Annotated in this window: 11 protein-coding genes and 2 pseudogenes; 12 read left to right on the top strand and 1 reads right to left on the bottom strand. The window is 42.3% G+C overall.

All coding sequences use genetic code 11. The annotated features are described in order from the left end of the window. The first annotated feature begins 412 nt into the window (after positions 1 to 412). The 12 genes and pseudogenes from PSI17_RS14525 to PSI17_RS14470 all read left to right on the top strand — a co-directional run. Entirely contained in the window at positions 413 to 793 is a 381-nt protein-coding gene (locus PSI17_RS14525; protein WP_273552655.1) for a ParB N-terminal domain-containing protein, read from the top strand. A gap of 37 nt (positions 794 to 830) precedes the next feature. Next, positions 831 to 1,943 carry a cysteine synthase family protein gene (locus tag PSI17_RS14520; protein ID WP_273552654.1) on the top strand — a complete coding sequence of 371 codons (1,113 nt, stop codon included), beginning with the start codon at positions 831 to 833 and terminating at the stop codon, positions 1,941 to 1,943. A gap of 12 nt (positions 1,944 to 1,955) precedes the next feature. Continuing rightward, positions 1,956 to 3,131, top strand: a complete 1,176-nt coding sequence (locus PSI17_RS14515) for an MFS transporter (RefSeq protein ID WP_273552653.1) — start codon at positions 1,956 to 1,958, stop codon at positions 3,129 to 3,131. Further along, positions 3,128 to 4,030 carry an ATP-grasp domain-containing protein gene (locus PSI17_RS14510; RefSeq protein WP_273552652.1) on the top strand — a complete coding sequence of 301 codons (903 nt, stop codon included), beginning with the start codon at positions 3,128 to 3,130 and terminating at the stop codon, positions 4,028 to 4,030. Before PSI17_RS14515 ends, PSI17_RS14510 begins: the two co-directional genes overlap by 4 nt. Next, positions 4,020 to 4,751: a GNAT family N-acetyltransferase gene (locus PSI17_RS14505; RefSeq protein WP_273552651.1), complete on the top strand. Its 732-nt coding sequence runs from the start codon at positions 4,020 to 4,022 to the stop codon at positions 4,749 to 4,751. Before PSI17_RS14510 ends, PSI17_RS14505 begins: the two co-directional genes overlap by 11 nt. A 15-nt stretch (positions 4,752 to 4,766) precedes the next feature. Continuing rightward, positions 4,767 to 5,981 carry an ATP-grasp domain-containing protein gene (locus tag PSI17_RS14500; protein WP_273552650.1) on the top strand — a complete coding sequence of 405 codons (1,215 nt, stop codon included), beginning with the start codon at positions 4,767 to 4,769 and terminating at the stop codon, positions 5,979 to 5,981. Positions 5,982 to 6,649: 668 nt separating this feature from the next. Beyond that, positions 6,650 to 6,811 (top strand): hypothetical protein, encoded by a 162-nt coding sequence (locus tag PSI17_RS14495; RefSeq protein ID WP_273552649.1) that lies wholly within the window; start codon positions 6,650 to 6,652, stop codon positions 6,809 to 6,811. A 295-nt stretch (positions 6,812 to 7,106) separates the two neighbouring features. After that, positions 7,107 to 8,019, top strand: a pseudogene (locus tag PSI17_RS14490) (integrase domain-containing protein). A gap of 505 nt (positions 8,020 to 8,524) precedes the next feature. Then, on the top strand, positions 8,525 to 8,704 hold the full coding sequence (locus PSI17_RS14485) for a hypothetical protein (protein ID WP_273552648.1): 180 nt from the start codon (positions 8,525 to 8,527) through the stop codon (positions 8,702 to 8,704). A 278-nt stretch (positions 8,705 to 8,982) separates the two neighbouring features. Beyond that, positions 8,983 to 10,275 (top strand): DUF6973 domain-containing protein, encoded by a 1,293-nt coding sequence (locus PSI17_RS14480; protein ID WP_273552647.1) that lies wholly within the window; start codon positions 8,983 to 8,985, stop codon positions 10,273 to 10,275. A gap of 126 nt (positions 10,276 to 10,401) precedes the next feature. Next, on the top strand, positions 10,402 to 10,977 hold the full coding sequence (locus PSI17_RS14475; protein WP_273552646.1) for a hypothetical protein: 576 nt from the start codon (positions 10,402 to 10,404) through the stop codon (positions 10,975 to 10,977). A gap of 76 nt (positions 10,978 to 11,053) precedes the next feature. After that, positions 11,054 to 11,272, top strand: a pseudogene (locus PSI17_RS14470) (helix-turn-helix domain-containing protein); the annotation flags it as partial. A 329-nt stretch (positions 11,273 to 11,601) separates the two neighbouring features. On the opposite strand, the gene PSI17_RS14465 reads toward PSI17_RS14470, so the two are convergent. Further along, positions 11,602 to 11,797 (bottom strand): hypothetical protein (locus PSI17_RS14465; RefSeq protein WP_273552645.1); only part of this gene is annotated, 196 nt, incomplete at its 5' end.

Here is an 11,797-nt window from a genome sequence, read left to right as displayed (position 1 = left end):
GACAAAAAATTGTCACTAAACATTCAAGTAGTAAAGGCATGTGTTGTGAGTTTGATCGTGTTACTCCATTTTTTGATAGTAACACTAAAATGATCTTACTAATCTTGGTTGTAAGACTAGTAAAATAATACATAATTTGAAAAGTTCAATATAATTAGATCCGTAATCGGAAGTAACTATATTAAAATTAATCCCTAAAATTAGTATCTTGAGGTGTAACGTGTTATGTCATTAAAAATTAAATTTGAAGGCGTGAAGATATTATTAAAAAAATTCATGTATTTTATTTTCGATCATAAAAAGTTAATAATTATCCTTATTTTAAGGCGTTAATATCTGTAGGGTTTTATTTTTAAAAACTGTTTGCCTTCGGCGGCCAGAACCAATTCTTTTAAAAGAAATAAAAACTGACATGAAGCTTGTTAACCTAAAAACTTTATACCCACATGAGGAAACAGACCCTGTTAGCCTCGCCATATTGTTAGACAAAATTAACCAAGAAGGCCAGTGGACTAACCCTCTTATTATAGATAGATATACCAGAATTATTATGGACGGACATCACCGATATAATGTTGCTGTTATTTTAGGGTTTTCAGTCGTTCCGTGTTATGAAACGTCTTATTCCTCAAAAAAAGTGACTGTTCTTGATTGGAAAACAGGCGAGCCTTTTTGTTATAAAAGAATAATTGATTGTGTTAAATCAGGCAGAATTTTCCCCCCGAAAACTACCCGTCATTATTTTACTGAACTTTTTGATAAAGTCAGAATAAATTTAGATGAACTTTACTAATTAAATGAAAACAGGAAGATAAGGAGAAAGTAAGGTTATGTTGTTTTTTAAAAAAAATATTACCGATAATATGTCTGAGACTCCGATTGTTAATGTTGAGAGGATTAACAGGGCATTAGGCACAAATGTGATTGTTAAGTTGGAAAAAAATAATCCCGGAGGAAGTATCAAAGACAGGGCGGCTGTTTTTATCATAGAGCAGGCTGAGAAAAAAGGATTTCTGAGACCAGGCGGAACGATTATTGAATCATCATCTGGGAATTTTGCCATTAGCCTTTCCATGATCGGAGCGGCAAAAGGTTACAGAGTCATTGCTCTGGTTGATCCTAAAGCGACTGAAACCAACAAAGCCCTGATGAAAGCCTATGGCGCGGAGGTTATTACCGTTACGGAGAAAGATGATACCGGCTCCTATCATAAAACGAGAATTAAGCTGGCAAATGAGTTAGCGAGAGAGATTCCCGGAAGTTACAGGCCTGATCAGTGTTTCAATGTGTTAAGTTCTGTCGCTCACTATCATACCACGGCAAGAGAGATCCATGCTCAAACAGGAGGAAACATTGCTGGCATAGTGTGCGCGGTCAGCACGGGGGGTCAGATTGGCGGGGTTGCTGAATATTTCAGCAAACACCTGCCTGAAGCTAAAATTATCTGTGTGGATGCATACGGATCTTCCATTTTTGGAGGACCTTCTCACGCTTATAAAATTCCGGGAGTGGGACTGGGTTGGACGCCGAGAAACATCAGTGACATCTCAAAAATTGATTACGTTTACCGTGTAAAAGATGAATCTGCTTATATAGCAGCAAGATTGTTGTGCCGTCATGAAGGAATTCTGGTCGGTGTTTCTTCAGGTGCGGTTCTATTGGCTGCACTGAATGCATCAAAGCACTTGGGTAACAGTAAGCCCATCATTGCTGTTCTGGGAGACAGTGGTGAACGGTATCTGGATACCCTATTTAATGACAGCTGGCTTGAAAGTAATAACATCGATACGGGGGTGGAATTTGAGAGGCTGTTAACCCTGACAGAATCAGTGGAAGCGCCGGCTGAGGCAGGAAATATTGAAAGTAATTACAGAGATGATTTGATTGATCTTCTTGAAGTGCCGACTACCACGATCACGCATTACAGTATGCTTGAGAAGTAATTCAGGGCTATCATGAAAAGTAATCTCATATTCTCTGTAAGTTTTTTTCTGTCATTTGTTAACTTTCTGCTTTTTTATAGCTATCCCTTCAGGCTGGAAGAGCTGGGCATGGGAAATGGTGTGGCTGGTCTGGTTGTAGGAACGGCCACAATTTTTACGCTCATAATGCGGGTCATTTCAGGGATCATTATTGACAAATTCCGGCTTAAATGGGCGATGCTAACCACTGCCATACTGTATAGCTTGTCTCTGCTCCTCATGAACGGTAATTGGGAATTTACCGTTATAGCAGGTCGGCTTGGCCTTGGTGGCCTGTTGGGCATTATGTCTACTCTGCTGATGTACTATACGCTAACAGCCAGTGATGACAGAGCTGAAAAGTCAAGAAACGTCTCCATGTTCACCTTTTTTAATGCCCTGCCAACCTGTCTGGCTCCTTTCATCGCGCTGAAGATGACTCAGATTTGGGGAGTCAATAGCGTTGCCGTGATTGCAGTAATTTTATTTCTCGTCTGCCTTCTGTTGGTGCTTCTTCTCGATATTCAGACAACATCAATCGGTGGTGGAGACGGCTCAAAAGAAGAGGGATTCTCTGAAAGCCTTAGGTGTGTAATAGCGGATAAAAATGTGAGAGCCTCAATAATCATTCTCTCCTTGATCTACATCATCAGTGGTACAACGGTAACATTTTTGCCTACCTATTTTGTTAAATCAGGAATTAATGATCCATCGTGGTATTTTCTCGTATTTACCATATGCATGATGTTGCCACGACTGCTTCTGAAAAAACATATGCCGCAGGACAGCATTTTTCCCGCCAAGCTGTTGATGATCTGCGTTACGCTCGGGCTTGCCGGTAACCTCGCAAATTATCTTCTGGCGGAAAATCAATTTGTTCTCTCGGGAGCTGTATGTAACGGGGCGACGCTCGGCATAATCTATCCCGTCGTTATGTCATACGTCGTTTGTTGTGTAGGTAAAAATCTTTCAGGAACGCTGTCCTCAGTCGTCGCTGCTGCAGCTGATTTAGGTGTCATTTCGTCAAACATCGGGCTTGGTATCATCAGTGTTTCAATCAGTGAGGATGCAGCCATGATGTTTCCGATTATTGCTTCAGTTGCTGCTTTGCTTATTGTCTATTTGAGGATGATGGCGCAACCACATATAAAAAGGAAAATGTCATCATGAAAAGGGTGCTTTTTTTATCCGATTATGAAGATGAAATTGAATATCAGGCCGTGTTCGAAAAATTGTCCGCTTGGGATATTATCGGTGTCACTGCAAAGCCACGTGAAATAAGCATCATAAATACCTTATCAGGTACAGAGTTTTTTTTCCGCGGAGAGCCTTTAAACCCCGATCTGGTTGTTGGTTATGCTTATGAAGATGATTTATTGGCAGCAGTAAAACTGATGAAACTGTGGCAAATGTCAGGCGTTATCGTGCTTAATCACGGCAACACGTTGTTCTGTGGGCAAAATAAAGATCTTTCTTCGGCAATGCTGAACGCAGCAGAAGGAGTAAGGCACCTGCCATATTTCAAATTCCCCTCTTTGCCTGCTGAAGAAGAAATGGAAAGTATCGGTTTTCCCCTCGTAGCCAAACCTGTTAATGGAGCCTGCGGGCGCGGGTTGTTCAAAATCAATTCATATCAGGAATTATCTGCCTGGGTTAAGCAAAATGAGAGATATCTTGATGATTATTACGTTCAGCCTTATATCCCGAAACTTAATAACGAAGATTACAGAGTTGTCGTTGTAAATTATGTAGCTCGTTACGCCTACTCACGAAGAGGGGCTAACGGCAGTTGGATTACGAATCTGATGAAAGAGGGGACAGGTAAGACCTTTACTGTGGATACATTACCGAAAGACCTTGTTGCTATGGCTGAGAAAAGCGCTCGTGCAGCAAACTCACTCTTCTGCGGTGTTGACGTGGCACTTGATGAAACCGGGACTCCTTTCATCATCGAAATTAACACTTGCCCGGCAATCAAAATTATCCGCTACATTTCTGGCGCAGACACTCTCGTTGAACAGGCTTACGCAGAATTTATCCATCAGGAGCTTATCAAAAATGAGCGGTAACTTTTTCTCTGGTGATATAGAAGAAGCCATGATTTTGTCTCTGATCGCCGGATGGGCAAAATCTCGCGGCGGCACCGATGTTTCTGTATTGCGTGAACACGGTGCAATACACTGCCTCTTTGCTCAGGCTATTGGTAAAATTCCCCGGGAAAGGGAATCCTTTTACTGGAACTGCGAGGATATTGCGGGTAATGCTGCAAAATTTCACGGTAACCATCCCCACTTCCTGAGTGTTTTCGGCGTGAGCAACAAAACCCACGAGCGCCTTCTGTCTGAAAATTATAAGGTTATATCGCGTGAAACTCATATGTATAAATATCTTGATGCAGAAGAACCTACAGTGAATGATGCCGTTATCCGGGTCAGCACCCGTGAACAGGCTGACTGGTATAACGATCAAAAAGGCACGCTGTTCATCAAACCGATACATTTGAGTGATCCAGATATGTATGATTTTTATACTGAGCATAAAGGTATCATGACGTCCCATGCTAGAGCCATTCGTTCGGGGAACTATCTCGTGATTGATGACGTTCATACCAGACCGGAATACCGGAGAAAGGGGTTAGCTATGACACTTCTTTCTGCGATCACTTCTGTTGCATTATTGAGGCAATTCAGGGCATTGACACTGATATCCAGTAAAGCGGGTGTCCCACTCTATCTCCGTGATAACTACCAGTCGGGGCCATCTCTTACCGTTTACAGTTCATCAAATTAAAGCAAAGGACAGTTAATGAATATTATTGCTCTTGAAGCCTTGACGTTTGGGCTTGGCCGCCTCGCAGATGCAGCAAAAAAGAATGGCTGTACTCTTACTCTTCTGACCCGTGACAAAACTGTCTATGACTACGAGCTTTCTCGCCCAGACACAGGAGCCATTAAGGTTATTGAAGTTGACACATTCTGTGATGATGCTGTCACTCAAGCTATAAGAAAGGAAAAGGAAGTTGCGGCTATTCTCAGTATGACAGACACTTGGAGCCTGCACTGTCTTACGATCAATGAACGTCTTGGCCTGCCTGACCATAATCCCGATGTTATTCGCTTGATTAGGGACAAGTACCGACTCCGTAACCATCTTTATAATGCGGGTCTGTCAGCCGGGAAAAGTAAACTGGTAGATCCTCGTCGATTTGACAGGGCAACGGTTGTTAAAGATATAAATTACCCTTGTATTGTGAAAGACACTGCAGGTACCGGCAGTCAGAACGTGTGGATTGCCTATGGAGAGGAAACACTTATTCAAATTTTGGATAAAGCTTCCTCTGCTGTACTGCGGGGACAAATAACAGTGGAACCATTTTTTTCTGGAACGCTGTACAGTCTGGAAACACTCTCATGGCAGGGAGAAACCCGTGTCATTGCATTGACAAGCCGTATAATGTCGCCAGAACCATTTTTTCGGGAAGAAGCGTTTTCATCGCCAGTGATGCTGGATGTTTCTCAAAGTACCGCATTGCAGCAATGGATAACCACCGTTTTTAATAGCCTGGATTATGGCAATGGCTTTGCTCACACAGAGTTTATGTTCACAGAAAATGGCTTTGAGGTAATTGAAATAAATCCCCGACTCGGTGGAGTCCAGATAGGTGAGGCGCTTTGCCAGTCGCTAGGAATGAACATTTATGAATCCTGGATTGAGATGGCGCTGAATAAGCGCCCGGCTCTGATTGATGCCCCTCTGCCCATGTTGAAAGGAATTGGACAGATAATTGTTTACGCCTCTGAGGCCGGCGAATTTTCTCACATCGAAGGACTTGAAAGGCTCACCACCCATCCGGGTAATCCAGTCTTTTATCCGACCGCTTACCCAGGAAAACGCATAAATACGATTGACGATCAGCGCTCTAGTGTAGGCATACTTTTTGCGGAAGGCCACTCTTCTGAAACAGCATTACTCAACGTTTATGCTGCAAGAAATAAGCTTCGGGTGGTAATGAAAGCTTGAATATCTCCGTTCAATGGCAGAATAATTAAATTCTTGCACCTAAACCGCTCGTTTAAGAAAGATGCTTAATCGAGCGGTGTTACATCTTTGCATCCTATTTATGCTACGAATTATATGGAGGTAATGAAATATATAACAAATTCACTTCATCCCATTTGAAATGAAAAACAATGTCAACTACTTGTAGAGGCTTATAAAATCAGTACCTCACAAGCTCATTGTGATCATAGGCAAAAGTAAATGAGTTTTATCAAAAAATTATGGCATTATTATCCCCCATCCTTTCTCCTCAAACAAAAATTTGACCTCATTCAACTCAACCGATAAGGTATTTAACTGTTACCAATGATCTCATCGCCTGAAAGGATCACCAATTAGATGGCGAAACAAAGCTCCTGTAGCCTGAAAGGGAGAGCATTGCAATGCGGTACATCTGCGCACTTTTGGAAGCAGATATCGTCAGACAAATAACCCACCGTCCGGCGATGAAAGTTATCCGGTGTTATGAACAACCGGCTTACCACGCAATACGGGCAGAGCTTTCTCTGCTTCGATCCGAATGATGTATGACATTAACCCACGTTTTAAATCACGCACGATAAACGTCCTGAATCTTGTACAGCGATTGCACCCGGATCAGATGACGTCAATGATTTCAGCGCCCACCGTTGCGCGGCGTCACTTGTGTCAGCGTCAGCGATTACCAAGTGACGCCGTCAGGCGGCCAACGTCCAGAACACGCAAGGCCTGCCTTTACGACCGATTTGATCCACGAATTACCCAGTGAAACCGCGAAAAATATGCCATTGACTGACATCTTGTTTGATTGACGAACGAGAGTCCGGTCTGGTTTTCAACCCCTGCCTTGCAACAGGCTGATACCGTAAAAAAGGAGAAATGACACCACGTCAAGATAATGAGGCGTTCACCCTGACACTTATCAGGCACTGAACGGGGAGCATGTCATCGCCGTGTTGAGCACGCCGCGAGCTCCTGCAATAACTCAACACAACCTCGCCCTGCTACACATTATCTGACGCACCACGGAACGGTGAACCTGAACCGACACGCAGGGAACAGTTAAAAATGAATAAAAACAGCGGTAAAGTGACAGGAGAGGCGTGGATGTCGCAGAAATCGACACGTTCAAAGGTTGAGTTGTTCAGAAAAGAATTTATTACGCACGCCCGAAAGGCGAGCGGGAATTTTGTCACGGTCGCGGATCGTGAGCGGATTGCCCGGCAGTTTCTGGATTATTTGAAAAATAAGGGCATTAAGCTCCGGCAGATGGACAGCCTTAAAGCGAAATATATTGAACGCTATATTGCCGAGCGTAAGGCCAACCATGTCAATCACCCTGCAAAATGAAATGTCTGCATTGAGAGCCATTTTGGCGCAGGCCGGAAAACACAAGCTGGCGGCACTGGATAATCCCCGTCTGAGCAGTCGGGCACTGGGTATTGTGAATACGAGCCGCAAGGGCACGAAGGCTGCGCTGACACCGACAGCATTCAGCGAAATTTTTCAGCAGGTTGAGCAAAAAGACCGGGGTGTGGCAGCGGTGATGCAACTGGCGTATGTGCTGGGGTTGCGCACCAAAGAAGCCGTGGAAGCCTATAAGTCCTTAGCGACCTGGAAAAAAGCGCGGGAAAACAGCCATACCTCCGTGCGGGTGGTGTTTGGCACCAAAGGTGGCCGGCCGAGGCAGACGGTCATACTCGATCGCGCCGCGTTGTACCACGCCATTGATTATGCGGAGCGGGCAAAGGCAGAACGCAGCGGCAGATTAATTGATAAGCCCACGATCCATCAGGCGATAGATCGTTACCGTTACGTGGTCAGAAGTGCCGGACTGGTGGGTAAGCAAGCGCCGCACAGTATGCGTTACCATTTTTCCCAGCAATCCGGCGCGCATTACAAAGCACAGGGGTTCAGCGACCGGGAAGCGCTGGCACTGGTGTCGATGGATTTGGGGCACGGGGATGGGCGGGGACGTTATATCCGGCAGGTGTATTATCAGAATATTGAGGACGAATAAGCTGTAATGGCTGATACACGGTCAGATGCTTTGGTCATTAGAACGCTATCAAACTTGGCTATTCACATGTTATCTCTAACTCGTTTTTGGATAGAAATGGCTCCAGCCATGATGGCACTGACGACGAGAAAAATCACATCAATCAGATCGTACTGACGATTAATATCAGAGCGTGTTTCTTTAACAATGTATCAATGTTCAATCAGAGTCATAGGGAAGCAATTAGAAGAGGAATAAGGTTAATTAGATCATGCCATTACTTTTCATTCAATAGGGGTTAAAAAAAGTATGCTTGTGTCCTGGTCACCGTATAAAACGATCCCAGACGTGTCGATTTGGTTTTTCAACTGATACTGGTCATAAGCAGTCCGGAGATTTACTCCCATAAAATGCATATTTTGTTCTGTTAATCACACAGTTGCGCCCAGTGAAATTTTTATTTCCATATTGTTAATATCATGAACACGAACGGTAACTATTAAATAAGTTAATTAAGGATATAACAATGAATAAAATTGCATATTTTGAAAATGGTGTTCCATATTATGAAAATGGAAACGCCGGGCTGGATATCTTAAACAGATTGAGTTTACATTCCGACATAAGTTTTGTGCCATCCTTTGGGGCAAGAAGTGGCGGCGCACTTGGCTCATATGTGAAGCAGGGCGCGAGCACACTATTTTAGCTGCGTTTTGAAGATGATTATCTCTTAATATTCGGTTTTAATAGTGTTTTTATCGAGTGAAATTTAATCACACAGGCAATTCTTTAGACTTTTATAGAAAACTAAAGAATTAAAGAACAAGAGTGACATTTTAAGTTCAAATATTAATCAAAGTATGCTCGCGCCCTGTATGTGAAGCCGTATGATGCTCTAACGGATGGTGCCTTGTGCGCACCAGATGGAGGAATGAATTCTCATGATATGATTAATTTTTGGAAAAATGGGGCGAAGGATGAAATATGTCCTGTTTGTTCAAGAAAACAGTGTCCTTTTATAGAAAAAGAAATGAAGAGAAGAGAACATCAGAACTACTGGAAAAATATCGTCATAGGCCTAATGGTGAAGCCGTGGCGCTAGCGCAGTCTCCTTACCATTTTGCTCGACCACTTCAAACTATTAAAAATCTATTTAACTCTACAGCGCCTGTTGTGATGAGCCATTTATCTAAACTTGAAAACAATATATTCCATTCAACGAAGGATAATCTGAAAGGGCTTTTTGAGGATCGTTTTTTACTCGACCGGAAAATAGGTTCATTTAAGAGCTTATCATCCAATACTCAAACGGTATTACAAATATTTGCCTATGGAAATGAATCCAAGGAATCAAAATATAATAGTTTTTACCACTATATGGGTATTTTAGAAGGCTCGGGACGTAGTTCCGAAATAGTTGGTAGAGATTACAATTCAGCCATTAAAGAATTATATCATAATATGAATCCAACAAAGAGAAATATTTTCGTATTAGATGAACTTATTAAGGAGCGCGATAAATTTGGTCAAGCTAGCCCATATGTAAAAAATATTGGTCAGTTAACGACAGATTTTCTTGAAAGCGAAAATCAAAATAGCGATATTGTCGAAAACCAATACAATTGGTATTTCCCAGAAACGGGAGAGAAAACTGATCGGCAACGAGACATACAGCAAAGGCTGTTTGGTCTTAGCAACCTGAAAGCTGCACTCCAAATAGGAATGATTTCGCCAGGAAGTACGAATATTTCAACTACCGCCCATCGTTTTTCAACACAGGGAGATAGTGGAACACACCCTAATGGAGTGCTTAAGCAGCATGCCAGCCGGGAGGGTGACCAAGTTGGTGCTTTGCGACATCCAGTATGGCAAGCTGGCATTACCGCTACATTTGGTGAGGATGTAGCCTCTCGTGTTGCGGATGCACATGAAAGGTATCGCACATTAGATTTGAATGTTCGCCACTTCTCAACGCGCCCAGAGGCCGATCAAACGGCTGATATGCTGAATAACCGAGAAGGTCGCAAAATTGGCAAGAAAAATCCCAATATGCCAATGAAAGTTCAGGCTAAAGCAGTCTTAAATCACTTTCATAAAGATGGCCTCTACGTTATCAAAGAGGATGCATCTGGATTTTCAGTGGTGAAAGAGAAAATCACAGACGAACAGTTTCATTATATGAAAAGTCAATTTGATCGAGGAGATGATAATGGTTTCTCCCCCGAACAAATAGCGGCGGGGAAAAGGAATGAACCCCTCACAAAATATTATCCATGATAACGATTTCAAAATAACGTAAACTTAAGTTCGGCTTTTTCGGCAGTCATGTCTATGCAATGAAGCTATATGCTACCGCCGACAAAAAGCCGGATTTTTTATATGAATTGACAAGTTAGAGAGGGAATGATGATAGTTTTTCACCCAAAAAATTACTTGCTGGGGCGAAAAAGTAAATTAGCTGCTTTGTTTATGATGTTTTTCTCTGTGTTTTATTTTTATATATACAAGGAAATTAATATAGTCGAAGAGATATTTGATTATACAGACAAACATTGTCATGTTAATGATGAATGTGTTGTTAACATGGCAGACGTCACGCCATTTGAATGGGATTACATGTATGTCATCGATAGTGGGCAAGAACATAAACGTGTTGAAAGTTTTATCAACTTAAAAGTTGATGTGAATTTGGACTTTTTCCAAAATATTTTTTTTATTAAAGATAACAAACTTGTTCATCATGAAGGGTACTTTTATTACCCGGATTCCACTGATGAAAGAGGATTACTGTTAAATTTTGATTTTTATAAAAAGGGAATGAAACCTATTAAGTATTACGTCATATCAAAAGATAACGCGAGCATTTTAATAAAAAAGGAAAAAACGCCTTATAAAGTTCGTTATTGGTTTTCATATGCAAATGAAAATCAAGTGATAAGGGTGGATTGCTTGGATTTGCCTAATAAGTGCAATTTCTAAGAAAGGCGGTCAGTTGCTATAGTAGGCATCTTTTTCGCCAAAGTAAAATCCATTATGGCCTATAAGCAATTGATCGATACACGGAACAGAAAGATATCAGATTTTCAGCTTAAAAGAAGCCGGTTTTTCACAACGTTTTATTGACATGTCGCTCAATCGAAATCTATCAACGATTAGCCGCGAATTGAGACGAAACCGAGAAGCAGAGAGATATGATCCTGAACAGGCTCAGCTTAATGCCGTAGTGCGCCGCCATTCTGCGGTAAAATCAGTTAAAGTCACACCAGAGATAACATAGTGGATAAAACAGTTAAACTGGCAAGATTTAAGTCCGGAACAAGTTGTGAGGTATCAAGTATATTCGCGCCCTGGACTACCCCAAAAGGCCATCGTATTACTGACATTAATTTTTTGTCCCGGAAAAAGAATTACCCATTGACCTTATTATTTCCGTTTATTAGCGTGATAAGGCTTATTGATGATCCGGTCGCTTGTGAGGATCACCTTCGGGCAGCGACAACAACACTCCCGTAGCCTGCAAGGGAGTACACTGATGTGTGGTACATCTGCGCACCTTTGGAAGCAGATATCGTTAAGTTTAATTACGATGAAGGTTTCTTAATCTTATCCATCATGGCCAACCGGCCAGTCACCCGGACGGGGAACCTTTCCCGTCGGGCAGGTGTTCTCCGTCTTTTTTAAGGAGTTCACCACGATGCCAAACGATGAGTTTATTCTGCTTGACACGATCTCGCTGTCAGCCACCTTTCCCGACAGGACACCGCTGGAGCGGCTGTTTCTGGGATTTCTACTGGCCAAT

Source organism: Xenorhabdus sp. IM139775, from assembly GCF_028598745.1.
Lineage (GTDB): Bacteria > Pseudomonadota > Gammaproteobacteria > Enterobacterales > Enterobacteriaceae > Xenorhabdus.
The sequence above is the reverse complement of the archived record's forward strand: the minus strand, read 5'-3'. Positions and strand labels throughout refer to the sequence as shown.